This is a genomic window from Pantoea sp. ME81 (assembly GCF_903970985.1).
GTDB classification, from domain to species: Bacteria; Pseudomonadota; Gammaproteobacteria; order Enterobacterales; family Enterobacteriaceae; genus Pantoea; species Pantoea communis.
On sequence record NZ_CAJCKS010000058.1, the window covers coordinates 1 to 14052 of the forward strand.

Genomic DNA, 14052 nt, shown 5'->3' on the forward strand with positions numbered 1-14052 from the left:
GTCGATGGTTTCATTCCCTAACCGATGCGTCGGCAGTAACAACGTGCCATCCATATCAAATGCCGCGAGGCGAGCCATGCAATGTCTCCTGTCTGAGTGAGGAATCTACTATCGCCTGGTAATTACGGAACTAATAGTGAATACTTTCAGGAAACTGTTCCGGGTTTAGCCATGCGCCAACTTCATCGGGTTAATCAATTTCAGCGCCTGTGGCAACTCAGCCAGGGCGAGCCTCTGCGTTTGAGCGTAGCCGCCATGGCACAACACTGTTTTTGCAGTGAGCGCCATGTACGTACCTTATTACGCCAGTGGCAGGATGCAGGCTGGCTGCACTGGCGCGGCGAGTCCGGTCGCGGAAAACAAGGCGAACTGACATTTCTGATCTCACCTGAACAACTTCGCCAGCAGCTGCTAACCCAGCAACTGGAAGCGGGCGAAGCGATACAAGCGTTGCAGGTACTGGATCTTCATCCTGAGCGGCTGGTGAAAATGCTGCGGCCGCTGATGGGCGGCCAATGGCAGAACCAGGCACCGGTGCTGCGCATTCCCTATTATCGCGCGATGGAGCCGCTGCGGCCGCTGCGTCTAACCGGAAGGGCTGAGCAGCACCTGGTACGGCAGATTTTCTCTGGCCTGACGCGCTTTAATGGCGACGATGTAGAAGGTGATCTTGCGCATCACTGGCAACATGATGGCAGCGGCTGTGACTGGTATTTCTGGTTACGACCTCAGCTCAGCTGGCACAACGATGAGCCAATTCAAGCTGCGCAGCTGGTTGCTCAGTTACAGCAGATTATGCAAACCGTGCGCGGCAGTCGCCTGCTGGCCTCTATCGAACGCATCGAGGCGCCACATCCGCTGGCTCTGCGTATTCAATTGCGTCAGAGCGACTACTGGCTGCCGCAGCGTCTGGCACATCAATACTGCCTGCTGCCACATCCTGATGCAGTGGATATAGGCAGTGGCCCCTGGAAGCTGACCCATTTCACCGATGAGCTGGTTCGCCTGGAAAGTCATGCCCGCTGGCATCTGCAACGACCGCTGATTCAGCTGGTGGAATACTGGATTACTCCACAGCTGTTTGCCCATGGTCTCGGCACCAGCTGTCGCCACCCGGTGCAAATCGCCATTGGTGATCCTGACGAGCTGGACGCATTGCGCCCGGTCGATCACAGCATCAGCCTCGGCTTCTGTTATCTGGCACCGCGCATTTCCGCCAGTTTCACTGCTGCTCAGGCAACAACACTGATTGCATTAATACAACACAGTGGCGTGATTCAGCAGTTACCGTTGGATGAAGGCTTGATTACCGCGAGCAAGGAGTTGCTGCCCGGTTGGCCCGTTCCCTCTGCCGGGATGACCACCGTCAAGCTGCCCGAAAAACTCACACTGCACTACCATCTTCCTATCGAACTGCATGTGATGGCGCAGGCGCTGGTGCCTTTGCTGGCCCAACAGGGCTGCGAATTAACCTGCGTTTTTCATGATGTGAAAAACTGGCGTGACGATATCGACCTGAGCGATGCCGATGTGGTGATGGGTGACCGTTTAATTGGCGATGCGCCGCTGTTTACCCTGGTGAACTGGCTGGAGAACGATCCCGTATGGACTCCCTTACGTGCCCCGGTACTACAAGCGCCACTCATCGCTATCGCCCATCAGCCCGACCCAGAGCAACGCGCAGCATTAACACAGCAATTGTTCCAGCAGCTGATGGGTGACGGACATCTGTTGCCGCTGTTTAACTATCGCTATCAGGTGTTTGCCCCGCCCGGCGTTGAAGGCATCCAGCTCAATACATTGGGCTGGTTTGATTTCACCCGCGCCTGGATTCCACCGCCCGCAACCGCAGGGACTGTTCAGCCCGCGCCCGAGCCAGTACCATAGACGCACTGATTTTTGGGGAAATTGAGATGAAACGAGCCGTTGTCGTATTCAGTGGCGGACAAGATTCCACCACCTGCTTGATTCAGGCACTGCAGCAGTATGATGAAGTGCACTGTGTCACCTTCGATTATGGTCAGCGCCATCGCGAAGAGATTGAAGTCGCGGCAGAACTGGCGCACAAACTGGGGGCGCGTGCACACAAAGTACTGGATGTAACGCTGCTCAATGAGCTGGCAGTCAGCAGCCTGACGCGCGATAACATTCCAGTGCCCACTTACGATCCTGACGCCAGCGGGTTGCCAAGTACTTTTGTGCCGGGCCGCAATATTCTGTTCCTGACCTTAGCCTCTATCTACGCCTATCAGGTGGAAGCCGAGGCGGTGATTACCGGTGTCTGCGAAACAGATTTCTCCGGCTACCCTGATTGCCGTGATGAGTTCGTTAAAGCGCTCAACAATGCCGTGAGTCTCGGTATGGCGCGCAACGTTCGCTTCGAAACACCACTGATGTGGCTGAATAAAGCGGAAACCTGGGCGCTGGCCGATTACTGGCAGCAGTTGCCACTGGTGCGGGCGGAAACCCTGACCTGTTATAACGGCGTGAAAGGCGATGGCTGTGGTGAATGCGCGGCTTGCCATCTGCGCGCGCGCGGGTTGGCGGATTATCAGGCTAATGCTTCAGCCGTCATGGCAGCGATGAAACAAAAAAGCGGCCTTAACTGATTGCGCTAAATTGGTGGCTCGCACTGACTGAGCGGCTTAGCTGGTTCGGAGGGTTTAGCTGATTCGCTAGCAGGAACTGATTGAGCTGCTTCGCTGGCTGTAACTCATTGGGCTACTTAACTAGCTGGAACTCATTAACCGGCTTCGCTGGCTGGCGTTTCTGACGCCAGCTCGCTCCGCTGTTAATGGCTTTCTACCATCAATGCCGACAAACGGTCGCGCAACTCCCCTTCCATCGGTACCGCTTTTTGCGTACGCAAATCGATGCAGACGAAAGTTAACGCGGCGTCTGCCACCACGGTGTTATCACCCGCCAGCAGCACGCGCTGCGAAATAATGCCGCTTTTGCCATTTAACTGTGACACTTCGCTCTCAATATGTAATACGTCGCCCAGCACCGCCGGACGACGATAGTTAATATTGATATTGACCACCACAAACGCCAGCTTCTGATCCATCAGCCAGTGAAAAGCATCGACATCCTCCAGCCATTGCCAGCGCGCCTCTTCCAGAAATTCGAGATAACGTGCGTTGTTCACATGCTGATAAACGTCCAGATGATAGCCGCGTACTTTGATTGTGGTTTGCATTGTTGCTCCTGTTCAGACTGTGAATACCAACTGGTATGACCTGTTGAGCATAGCACAGCCTGATTGGGTGCTTTATCAATCCTTCAAAGTCGCGACCCGCCTCACAGTTTCAGGCGATCGCTGTTACGTTCGACCAGCGCATTGCCGATGCCCGGTATTTCCTTAAGCTGATCGATGGCGGTAAACGGACCATATTGCTCGCGGTAACTGACAATCGCCTGAGCTTTCTTCAGGCCGATGCCGTTCATTGCGGCTGCGAGCTGTTCAGCGCTGGCTTGATTGATGCTGACCTGTCCCTCTTGCGGCGAGGATACTTGCGTCGCCTGCGTTTCGCTGGGGCTTTCGGCCGCGGACAGTCCGGTGGTATAGAGTGCGCCACCCAGCGCCAGCGTGATACATAGAGCGCGAAAAGTTGATTTCACCATGCTGTGTTTCTCCTTGTGTTTGACAGCCACAGCAGAGTGTCACAGCGTGTTTTCAGGCTCAAAAGGGCAATTCCAGAAATGGAAAAGGCCGCAGAAGCGGCCTTTGAGTGTTGCAGCGGATTCACATTTTTTGTGAGGCTTACTGGTTTTGTGCAGCCGCGCCGTATTTGATTTTCGCGTCTTTGCGCAGGTTTTCCAGCAGCGCTTCAAACGCAATCTGTGCGTTATTCTGCGTCACGCCTTTCACCATCTCATCAATCTGCGCCTGCGGCATATTACCCGGGCTGACTTTATCCAGTGCGACCAGCACCACGTTGCCCTGCATATCTTCGCTCACGCCCCAGGACGGTTTGTTCTCCGCGGGTTGTGGCAAGTTAAAGGCAGACTGCGCAACCGGATCTTGTGCATTACGATCAAAGGATTTGCTGGCGCTCAGGGTCAAGCCTGCCGCTTTCAGCGCATCTTCTTTACCGGCTTTCAGATCAACCAGCAGCTTATCGGCCTGAGCTTTAGCCTGCTGTGTCGCTTTGTCATGCTTCAGGGTATCGGCAATCTGCGCTTTCACCTGATCCAGCGGTTTAACGGCCTCAGGCTTGTGCTCGCTGATGCGCAGCACGAATGCACGATCGCCATCGACGCTGATGATGTCAGAGTTATTACCCGGCGCACCGTTTTGGCCCACCAGTCCACCGTTGAAGATCGCCTGCTTGACCTGATCGAAATCGAGTTCAGCCGGAACATTATCACGCGTGATCCAGCCGGTTTCCGTGACTTTCAAACCGGAAGCCTGTGCAGCACCCGCCAACGACTCGTTGTCATTGCTGGCCGCTTCACTGACTTTCTGCTGCAGCTTGTAAAAGGCGTCGACTGCTTTTTCCTGCTTCACCTTGTCAGCAACGGCGTCATGGATCTCAGCCAGCGGCTTAATCTGCTCGGCCTGGATATCATCCAGACGTACCACCAGGAAACCGACTGAAGATTTGATCACGCCAGACAGTTGGCCTTTCTGCGTCAGGTTGGCATTTTTCAGCTCATCCGGCGTGGTGCCCGGCTCCAGCCAACCCATATCGCCGCCTTTGCGTGCCGAAATTGGGTCAATGGATTTGCTTTTTGCCAGCGTGGCGAAGTCTTCACCCTTCTTCAGCGCTTCCAGAACGGCATTGGCATCCGCTTCAGTTTTGGTCTGAATCACGCTGTAGCGATTGCGCTGCGGCTGTGAGTAGTCAGCTTTGTGTTGATCGAACCAACTCTGAATGTCCGCTTCGCTCACGGTTTCCTGCATGCTGGCTGCATCCATTTTGATGTAGCTGACGCGGAACTGCTCAGGTGCCATGAAGCTGTTCTGATGCTGCTGGTAATACTGATTGATCTCATCATCACTGGCCGTTTGTTTCGCTGCCAGCGCGTTAACATCAATCACCGCCTGACGAATTTCACGCTGCTGCGAGACCAGGTCTACCAGCTTGCTGGTTTCACCTTTCAGCATGAAATCGGTATTAGCGATCGCATTGATCAACTGCTGAGTGGCCAACTGCTTACGCAGCGCCGCCGCGTACTGATCCGGCGTAAAGCCCATCTGAGTGATTAAGCCGTTGTATTTCGCGTTATCAAACTTGCCGTTAGTCTGGAAAGCTTTTTGATTGAAGATCGCCTGCTTGATCTGATCATCGCTAATGCCAATCTTCAGATCTTTGATGTATTGATCAAGCAACGCCTGATCAATCAACTGAGACAGCGCCTGCTGACGCATCTGCTGCATGTAACCTTCGTTGCTGGCCAGCTGCGAGAATTGATCGCCCAGCATCTGCTGCTGACGATTACGCTCGTTGTTAAAGCCCTGCTCAAGCTCTGCACGGCTAATTTCATGGCCATTAACTTTGGCGGCATAATCGCTGCCACCGCCGATCAGGTAGTTGCCCACCCCGGTCAGTACGAAAGACAGGATGATCAATCCCAGAATGATCTTGAGCACGACATGATTCGACGCCGCGCGTAAATTGTCCATCATGGTATGACAACACTCCGCTGTAGTGTGAATGTAAAGCTCTGACACGATGTCATCATCGTGCAACTGCTGTTCAGGCTGGCAGTTGGCAACCATGCGGAGACAATAGCCTGTGGCCATCGCCGCGCATCAAGAATAAAAAAGGCACATCAAAAATGATGTGCCCGTATGTTACATGAGAACGGCTTTTTCGTCCTCAATCCATAGAAGAAAATGCTTCAATGGATGTGTCAGCGGTCATTAATTGACTGAGTCTTTCAGTGCTTTACCTGCACGGAAGCCCGGAACTTTACCAGCCGGGATGGTGATCTCTTTACCGGTTTGCGGGTTACGGCCTGTACGAGCAGCACGCTCACGTACAGAGAAAGTACCGAAACCAACCAGTGCCACTTCATCACCGCCTTTCAGCGCGTCAGAAACGGAGCCCATGAATGCATCTAACACACGTCCCGCTGCTGCTTTAGAAATGTCAGCGTCTGCAGCAATTTTGTCGATCAACTGTGACTTATTCACTCTATTCATCCCCTCTTTTATTATTCACATCGCACCCGCGCTTCCCGCCCGGTGCGAACGCGCAGCCAGTTATATCAAGCCTGTGGAGCTGAAACAACGGTATTCATCTTAATCGTTGATTCAACAGCCCCCTAAATTAGCGGCACAAAAAAAAGCTGGCAAGCACCATTTGGCCTGCCAGCTTCGCTTTTTAACGGTTTTTGCCGTTAATCACTATTTTGCCGTCGCAACCTGCATGCCGTAAGGCGCATTTTCCAGTGCCAGGTTCAGCACTTCTTCAATACGCTTCACAGGATGGATGGTCAGATCAGCAATCACGTTCTGTGGAATCTCTTCCAGATCGCGCTTATTTTCATCCGGGATTAACACGGTTTTGATGCCACCGCGATGCGCGGCCAGCAGCTTCTCTTTCAGACCACCAATCGGTAACACCTGACCGCGCAGAGTGATCTCACCTGTCATCGCCACATCAGAGCGCACCGGGTTACCGGTCAGACAAGAAACCAGTGCCGTACACATGGCTATACCGGCACTTGGACCATCTTTCGGCGTTGCCCCTTCCGGCACGTGCACGTGGATGTCACGTTTCTCGTGGAAATCCCCGTTGATGCCGAGTTTCTCCGCACGTGCGCGAACCACTGTCAGCGCCGCCTGGATAGACTCCTGCATCACTTCACCCAGTGAGCCGGTATAAGTCAGTTTGCCTTTACCCGGTACGCAGGCGGTTTCAATGGTCAGCAGATCGCCCCCCACTTCAGTCCATGCCAGACCGGTGACCTGACCTACGCGGTTTTCAGTGTCCGCTCGACCATAATCAAAGCGCTGCACGCCCAGGAAGTCGTGAAGGTTTTCACCATTAATCTTGATGCTCTTCTTACTTTTGTCCATCAGCAGCGTTTTCACTGCTTTACGGCACAGCTTGGAGAGTTCACGTTCCAGACTACGCACGCCCGCTTCACGGGTGTAGTAGCGAATAATGCCGATGATGGCGCTATCGTCAACACTGATCTCTTTTTCTTTCAGTGCATTACGCTCAATCTGTTTCGGCAGTAAGTGCTGTTTGGCGATATTCAGTTTTTCATCTTCGGTATAACCCGAGAGACGAATCACTTCCATACGATCCAGCAGCGGTGCCGGGATGTTCATGGAGTTAGAGGTCGCCACAAACATCACATCGGAGAGATCGTAATCCACTTCCAGATAGTGATCGTTGAACGCAATGTTCTGCTCTGGATCCAGCACTTCCAGCAGTGCCGAAGCCGGATCGCCACGCATATCGGACGACATCTTATCGATCTCATCCAGCAGGAACAGCGGGTTCTTCACGCCAACTTTCGCCATTTTCTGGATCAGTTTGCCCGGCATAGAACCGATGTAAGTACGGCGATGTCCACGGATTTCCGCTTCATCACGTACACCGCCCAACGCCATACGCACATATTTACGGCCGGTGGCTTTCGCGATCGACTGACCCAGCGAGGTTTTACCCACGCCTGGCGGTCCGACGAGGCACAGAATTGGGCCCTTAATTTTGCTAACACGACTCTGCACCGCAAGATACTCAAGAATGCGGTCTTTCACGCGTTCCAGACCGTAATGATCGGTATCCAGCGTTTCCTGCGCCTTCAGCAGGTCTTTTTTCACTTTGCTGCGCGCGACCCACGGAACCTGAACCATCCAGTCGATATAACCGCGTACCACGGTGGCTTCTGCAGACATCGGCGACATCATTTTCAGCTTCTGCAGTTCTGCTTCGGCTTTTTCGCGCGCTTCAGTCGGCATTTTTGCCGCTTCAATTTTACGTTTCAGCGCTTCGTATTCGTCCGGCGCATCATCCATCTCGCCCAGCTCTTTCTGAATGGCTTTCATTTGCTCATTCAGATAGTACTCACGCTGGCTTTTCTCCATCTGCTTTTTCACGCGATTGCGAATGCGCTTCTCAACCTGCAGCAGATCGATTTCGGATTCCATCATCGCCATCAGATATTCAAGACGTTCGTTGATGTCGGACATTTCCAGCACTGACTGCTTATCAGCCAGCTTCAGCGGCATATGCGCTGCCACGGTGTCGGCGAGACGCGCCGCATCGTCGATGCTGTTCAGTGAGGTCAAAACCTCAGGAGGAATTTTTTTATTCAGTTTGATGTAGCCTTCAAACTGATTAATCGCCGTACGCACCAGCACTTCCTGCTCACGCTCTTCAATTTCTGGCGAGATCAGGTATTCGGCCTGGGCAACAAAATGGTCGCCATTGTCGGCCAGTGTGGTGATGTGCGCACGCTGCAAGCCTTCAACCAGCACTTTCACCGTGCCATCGGGCAGCTTGAGCATCTGCAATACGGAAGCGACGGTCCCTACAGAGAAGAGATCGTTAATACCAGGTTCATCCGTTGAAGCCTCTTTCTGGGCAACCAGCATGATCTTCTTGTCATGATCCATTGCCGCTTCGAGGCAACGAATCGATTTTTCCCGACCAACAAACAACGGAATTACCATGTGCGGATAAACCACCACGTCGCGCAAAGGCAACACGGGGATTTCAATGCGTTCAGAACGCTCAGGATTCATAGAGCTCTCTCTTAGTTTAATGTCCGCCAGGTGATGGGTACCGCGTAAAAGAAGTTTGCAGTTCAACCCACAGGATATTGAGTATATGGGGATGCTTGGTCGACATTCAATGTCAGGGGAGAGAGAAAAACAAAAGGGGAAACATTTTCCCCTTTTTTAAGATAACAACATGGTTAGATTGTTTATTTATTCGCCAGAAGCCTGAGCTTCGTGCTTACCATAAATCAACATCGGCTCGGATTGACCGTCAATCACTGACTCATCAATCACCACTTTTTCCACGTCATCCATCGATGGCAGATCGTACATGGTTTCCAGCAGCGCACCTTCTACGATAGAACGCAGACCACGCGCGCCGGTTTTGCGTGACATCGCTTTCTTAGCGATCGCCGTCAGCGCTTCATCACGGAACTCCAACTCCACACCTTCAAGGTTAAACAGAGCCTGGTACTGTTTGGTCAACGCATTCTTCGGTTCGCGCAGAATCTGAATCAGGGCTTCTTCACTCAATTCACTCAGCGTCGCCACCACCGGCAGACGACCAATGAATTCTGGAATCAGACCAAATTTGATCAGATCTTCTGGCTCAACCTGCGACAGCAACTCGCCTTCGCTGGCTTTTTGCGATTTACCTTTCACCGTAGCGCCGAAGCCGATACCGGATCCGGTTTCCACGCGCTGGGAAATCACTTTGTCGAGGCCAGCAAAAGCACCACCACAAATGAACAGGATCTTAGACGTATCAACCTGCAGGAACTCCTGCTGTGGATGCTTACGTCCACCCTGCGGCGGAACCGCGGCAACGGTCCCTTCGATAAGCTTCAGCAACGCCTGCTGTACGCCTTCACCGGAAACGTCACGCGTGATTGACGGGTTATCTGACTTACGAGAAATCTTATCGATTTCATCGATATAAACGATACCGCGCTGTGCTTTCTGCACATCGTAATCACACTTCTGCAGCAATTTCTGGATGATGTTTTCCACATCCTCACCCACATAACCGGCTTCGGTCAGGGTGGTGGCATCCGCCATGGTGAACGGAACATCCAGCAAACGCGCCAGGGTTTCAGCCAGCAAGGTTTTACCGCTACCGGTTGGACCGATCAGCAGAATGTTACTTTTGCCCAGTTCGATTCCATTACTGGTATCGCCGTTGCGCAGACGTTTGTAGTGGTTATAGACCGCTACCGCCAGCACTTTTTTCGCCCTTTCCTGACCGATGACGTAATCATCTAAATGACGACGGATTTCATGCGGTGTCGGCAGTGCACTGCGCTCACGGTGCGGAGCCACTTCTTTAATCTCTTCGCGAATGATGTCGTTGCATAAATCAACACATTCGTCGCAAATATACACTGACGGCCCGGCAATCAGCTTACGGACTTCATGCTGGCTTTTGCCGCAGAAAGAGCAGTACAGCAACTTACCTGAACCGTCTTTGCGCTTATCTGTCATCAGCTAACCTCTTTTCGTTCTCAGACCCAATTTGGTGTACGGCACTGGCCGCACATCAACGGCCGATATTCATGCAACTCATCGTGCTGCCCCGTTAACTATAGCGTAAGGGGCAGCCAGATGTGTCTTATTGGCGATGCGTCAGAATGGAGTCGACTAAGCCATACTCTACCGCTTCGCTGGCAGAGAGGAAACGATCGCGCTCAGTGTCGCGTTCGATCTCTTCCAGTGATTTGCCGGTATGTTCAGCCATCAACTCATTCATACGCTGCTTCACTTTCAGAATTTCACGCGCATGGATTTCAATATCCGTCGCCTGGCCCTGATAACCGCCCAGCGGCTGGTGAATCATGACGCGGGAATTCGGCAGGCAGAAGCGCTTACCTTTAGTACCTGCAGTCAGCAGGAACGCACCCATCGAACAAGCCTGACCCATACAAATGGTGCTGACGTCCGGCTTGATAAATTTCATAGTGTCATAAATCGACATCCCGGCAGTAATCACGCCGCCTGGCGAGTTAATGTAGAGATAAATGTCTTTTTCAGGATTCTCAGCTTCCAGAAACAGCATCTGCGCCACGATCAGGTTGGCCATATGATCTTCAACCTGGCCGGTCAGGAAGATCACACGCTCTTTGAGCAGGCGGGAGTAAATGTCGTATGAACGCTCGCCGCGCGAGGTTTGTTCGACCACCATTGGCACCAGCGCCATGTGCGGTGCAGTAAATTCACGATCGCCACTGTATGACATTACCGTCTCCTGATAAATTTCATTGGCAACATTCTGTACCGATATTACGTGAGGCGCGTCGGGAAAACTATGCGCTGCCTTCTCACTCCGACATAACAGGACGGTTAATCAGCCAGTCTCACTGTTTTCATGCATTCTCCCTGTATCTGGGGATGCTGCCCAGTTGTTTCAAGCATAACAACCTTTTGCCCATTCGCTAACACGGAAAAAGAGCTTAGCGAACAATTTGCCGATTAATTAGGCAAATAGAGGACAAATCTGTGCGGTTAGCGCCTTAAAACGAAAAAGCCCGCGACTTTTCAGTCGCGGGCTTCGCACTTTCGGTTAACTAACGAATCAGGCCGCTGAGGTCTGGTTCATCAGTTCCTGGAAGTTGGTTGCTTTATCGGTCACTTTGGCTTTCGCCAGAACCGCTTCAACAGCCTGCTCTTCCAGTGCAACGTTGCGCATGTTGTTCATCAGCTCGTTGTTCTTGCTGTAGAACTCGATCACTTCCTGCGGATCTTCGTACGCAGAAGCCATCTCTTCGATCAGCGCTTTAACGCGATCTTCGTCTGCTTTCAGCTCGTTGATGCGAATCACTTCGCCCAGCAGCAGACCAACAACAACGCGACGTTTAGCCTGCTCTTCGAACAGCTCACGTGGCAGCTCGAAAGCTTGCTTCTCGTTGCCACCAAAACGCTGAGCAGCCTGACGGCGCAGCACGTCGATTTCGCTGTCGATCAACGCCACTGGCACGTCGATGTCGTTAGCTTCAACCAGACCATCAATCGCCTGAGATTTCACGCGGTTACGGATAGCGCCTTTCAGCTCGCGATCCATGTTCTTACGCACTTCTGCACGCAGACCGGCAACGGAACCATCTTCAACGCCAAAGCGCTTGATGAACTCTTCAGTCAGTTCTGGCAGCTCGCGAGTTTCCACTTTTTTCAGCACGATTTCGAACTTCGCGTCTTTCCCTTTCAGGGTTTCAGCGTGGTAATCGTCCGGGAATTTCACGTCGATAGTGAAGGTTTCGCCCGCTTTGTGGCCAACAACACCTTCTTCGAAGCCTGGGATCATACGACCCTGGCCCATCGCCAGTACGAAGTCAGACGCTTTGCCGCCTTCGAACTCTTCGCCGTCTACTGAACCGGAGAAGTCGATGGTTGCGCGATCTTCAGCAGTCGCTGCTGCATCGCTCTCTTTCCAGGTCGCCTGCTGCTTCTGCAGGGTTTCCAGCATGGTATCAACGTCAGCATCGGTGACTTCAACCACTGGCTTCTCGACTTCGATAGCATCCAGGCCTTTCAGCTCAACTTCAGGATACACTTCGAACTCAACCGCGTAGGTGAAATCTTCACCTTCTTTGTACTCACCTGGCACGTAGTTTGGTGCGCCAGCTGGGTTGATTTTCTCTTTGATGATGGCGTCAACGAAGTTGCGCGTCATCAGCTCGCCCAGCACGTCCTGGCGAACAGAAGCACCGTAGCGCTGAGAAATGATGTTTGCCGGCACTTTGCCTTTACGGAAACCGTCGATACGGACTTTCTTAGCCACTTCCACCAGTTCTTTCTTCACTGCGCTTTCGATGCTGTCAGCTGCAACAGTAATCGAAATGCGACGGCCCAGACCCTGAGTGGTTTCTACTGAAACTGTCATCTTGTTACCTCAAAAAATCACGTGCTCGGTCAACTTCAGACACCACACATTAAATGCGCCGTATCCAACAATCGGGACGGCCTCTGCAGGCAGAACCTAATCCCTGTCACCAGAAGCGTCCCGAAGACATTCCGGAAAAATAGACGCCGCATTATAGCGGCATCGCTGGAATGAGTCGAGGCTGCAAACTCACCACTTTTTAGCGGTTTTGCTGCTTTTTTGCGCCATGGATCGCGTTTGAGGGTAATAGATGAAAAGAAAACGGCCCGCAGGCCGTTTTGAGAGAGGATGAAGTGTGAACTTAGGCGAGGGTACCCGCTCCACGACAGTTCGGTGACGCCAGCACGGTATCTTGCAAGCCATCCCACTCTTTTTGCGTGTAAGTGTGTAGTGCCAGTGCGTGCACGCTCCCTGCTAACTCTTCGGTCAATTCGCCATAAATGGCGCGATGACGCTGCAGGAATCGCTGGCCGGTAAACACATCGCTGACAATCACCACTTTAAAGTGGCTTTCAGAACCAGCGGGCACGTTATGACGATAGCTTTCATCATGCACTTCGAGATGTGCAGGTTCAAACGCCTTACGCAGCTTTTCTTCTATTTGTTCGCGAATCATTGTTAACACTCCTCAACGGCGAGCGCTGTGCCCATCTGTTTAAATATTAGTAGGTTTTTTGCCCAACCCGCAGGCGCGTCGGAAATAATTCCTGATCTGCTGCGCATCTTAACGGGCTTATTCTTCAGGTCAACGCTGTTGCATGACCGTCTGTCCGAAAAAAGCCTTTACAATCAATTTCCACTGGCACGGGGCTTTTTTCGCCGTCGCGCAATGCTATGATGGCCGCAGTTTTGCAAACCAACCCATATGCTAACGAGAATGAGTATGTTGAAAAAACTGTTATTCCCTCTGCTGGCTGCATTTATTTTGGCCGGCTGCGCCAGCAATAACACCACCCTGAACATTCAGCCTAAGATCCAGCTGCCACAGCAAGATCCAGGTCTGATGGGTGCGACCATCAGCGTTAACGGTGCCGATCAGCGTTCCGATCAGGCTCTGGCAAAAGTGAATCGTGACGGCCAGTTAGTCACCTTGACCCCATCGCGTGATCTGCGTTTCCTGTTGCAGGAAGTGCTGGAGAAGCAGATGACAGCACGCGGTTACATGATCGGACCAAACGGTGCGGTTGACCTGCAGATTGTCGTCAATGGTCTTTACGCGGATGTGACACAAGGTAACGTGCGTTACAGCATTACCACCAAGGCTGACATTTCCATCATCGCGACCGCGAAAAACGGCAACAAGCAGGTTAAAAACTATCGTCAGACTTACAGCGTAGAAGGCGCATTTACCGCCACTAACGCGAAGATCACCAACGCGGTTAACTCAACCCTGAGTGACGTGATTGCTGATATGGCGCAGGACACCAGCGTTCACGAATTCATTAAACAGAACGCCCGCTAATTCCTCAGCTATTCTGCCCGGTCATCTTTG

General features: G+C 52.4%; 13 protein-coding genes. 3 read left to right on the plus strand and 10 right to left on the minus strand.

Annotated elements, in window-relative coordinates; all coding sequences use genetic code 11:
* Positions 1-78: hypothetical protein (locus H7A81_RS27660; protein WP_255478960.1), on the minus strand; the 78-nt coding region annotated here is incomplete at its 3' end.
* A 93-nt stretch (positions 79-171) separates the two neighbouring features.
* Between H7A81_RS27660 and H7A81_RS12650 the strand changes: the two genes are divergently transcribed.
* Together H7A81_RS12650 and queC are read left to right on the plus strand one after the other, a co-directional pair.
* Positions 172-1887 (plus strand): SgrR family transcriptional regulator, encoded by a 1716-nt coding sequence (locus H7A81_RS12650; RefSeq protein ID WP_182057677.1) that lies wholly within the window; start codon positions 172-174, stop codon positions 1885-1887.
* Between the two features lie 26 nt (positions 1888-1913).
* Positions 1914-2609: a 7-cyano-7-deazaguanine synthase QueC gene (queC, locus tag H7A81_RS12655; RefSeq protein WP_058962234.1), complete on the plus strand. Its 696-nt coding sequence runs from the start codon at positions 1914-1916 to the stop codon at positions 2607-2609.
* A gap of 182 nt (positions 2610-2791) precedes the next feature.
* Here the strand turns inward: queC and H7A81_RS12660 are convergent, their stop codons facing one another.
* The 9 genes from H7A81_RS12660 to bolA all read right to left on the minus strand — a co-directional run bounded on the left by H7A81_RS12660 (position 2792) and on the right by bolA (position 13176).
* A complete protein-coding gene (locus H7A81_RS12660) occupies positions 2792-3199 on the minus strand; it encodes a thioesterase family protein (protein WP_058962233.1) in 408 nt (135 codons plus the stop codon).
* Between the two features lie 101 nt (positions 3200-3300).
* Positions 3301-3624, minus strand: coding sequence for a ComEA family DNA-binding protein (locus tag H7A81_RS12665; RefSeq protein ID WP_034828115.1), 324 nt, complete (start codon positions 3622-3624; stop codon positions 3301-3303).
* Between the two features lie 139 nt (positions 3625-3763).
* The gene (gene ppiD / locus H7A81_RS12670; protein WP_166933784.1) at positions 3764-5632 is read right to left on the minus strand and encodes a peptidylprolyl isomerase; all 1869 of its coding nucleotides are present in this window, start codon (positions 5630-5632) and stop codon (positions 3764-3766) included.
* A gap of 237 nt (positions 5633-5869) precedes the next feature.
* Entirely contained in the window at positions 5870-6142 is a 273-nt protein-coding gene (gene hupB / locus H7A81_RS12675; RefSeq protein ID WP_034828113.1) for a nucleoid-associated protein HU-beta, read from the minus strand.
* 213 nt (positions 6143-6355) lie between these two features.
* Positions 6356-8710, minus strand: coding sequence for an endopeptidase La (gene lon / locus H7A81_RS12680; protein ID WP_034828111.1), 2355 nt, complete (start codon positions 8708-8710; stop codon positions 6356-6358).
* Positions 8711-8896: 186 nt separating this feature from the next.
* Positions 8897-10168 (minus strand): ATP-dependent protease ATP-binding subunit ClpX, encoded by a 1272-nt coding sequence (gene clpX / locus H7A81_RS12685; RefSeq protein ID WP_182057678.1) that lies wholly within the window; start codon positions 10166-10168, stop codon positions 8897-8899.
* Positions 10169-10295: 127 nt separating this feature from the next.
* The gene (gene clpP / locus H7A81_RS12690) at positions 10296-10919 is read right to left on the minus strand and encodes an ATP-dependent Clp endopeptidase proteolytic subunit ClpP (protein WP_008103933.1); all 624 of its coding nucleotides are present in this window, start codon (positions 10917-10919) and stop codon (positions 10296-10298) included.
* A 336-nt stretch (positions 10920-11255) separates the two neighbouring features.
* Entirely contained in the window at positions 11256-12560 is a 1305-nt protein-coding gene (gene tig, locus H7A81_RS12695; RefSeq protein ID WP_045833927.1) for a trigger factor, read from the minus strand.
* Between the two features lie 301 nt (positions 12561-12861).
* Positions 12862-13176 carry a transcriptional regulator BolA gene (gene bolA / locus H7A81_RS12700; RefSeq protein WP_034828103.1) on the minus strand — a complete coding sequence of 105 codons (315 nt, stop codon included), beginning with the start codon at positions 13174-13176 and terminating at the stop codon, positions 12862-12864.
* A gap of 267 nt (positions 13177-13443) precedes the next feature.
* On the opposite strand from bolA, the gene H7A81_RS12705 reads away from it, so the two are divergent.
* Entirely contained in the window at positions 13444-14022 is a 579-nt protein-coding gene (locus tag H7A81_RS12705) for a lipoprotein (RefSeq protein ID WP_034828101.1), read from the plus strand.
* Positions 14023-14052 lie beyond the last annotated feature (30 nt).

Coding starts and splice junctions, on each gene's coding strand:
- H7A81_RS12650 (WP_182057677.1), top strand. CDS start 172: ATGCGCCAACTTCATCGGGTTAATCAATTTCAGCGCCTGTGGCAACTC.
- queC (WP_058962234.1), top strand. CDS start 1,914: ATGAAACGAGCCGTTGTCGTATTCAGTGGCGGACAAGATTCCACCACC.
- H7A81_RS12660 (WP_058962233.1), bottom strand. CDS start 3,199: ATGCAAACCACAATCAAAGTACGCGGCTATCATCTGGACGTTTATCAG.
- H7A81_RS12665 (WP_034828115.1), bottom strand. CDS start 3,624: ATGGTGAAATCAACTTTTCGCGCTCTATGTATCACGCTGGCGCTGGGT.
- ppiD (WP_166933784.1), bottom strand. CDS start 5,632: ATGATGGACAATTTACGCGCGGCGTCGAATCATGTCGTGCTCAAGATC.
- lon (WP_034828111.1), bottom strand. CDS start 8,710: ATGAATCCTGAGCGTTCTGAACGCATTGAAATCCCCGTGTTGCCTTTG.
- clpX (WP_182057678.1), bottom strand. CDS start 10,168: ATGACAGATAAGCGCAAAGACGGTTCAGGTAAGTTGCTGTACTGCTCT.
- clpP (WP_008103933.1), bottom strand. CDS start 10,919: ATGTCATACAGTGGCGATCGTGAATTTACTGCACCGCACATGGCGCTG.
- tig (WP_045833927.1), bottom strand. CDS start 12,560: ATGACAGTTTCAGTAGAAACCACTCAGGGTCTGGGCCGTCGCATTTCG.
- bolA (WP_034828103.1), bottom strand. CDS start 13,176: ATGATTCGCGAACAAATAGAAGAAAAGCTGCGTAAGGCGTTTGAACCT.
- H7A81_RS12705 (WP_034828101.1), top strand. CDS start 13,444: ATGTTGAAAAAACTGTTATTCCCTCTGCTGGCTGCATTTATTTTGGCC.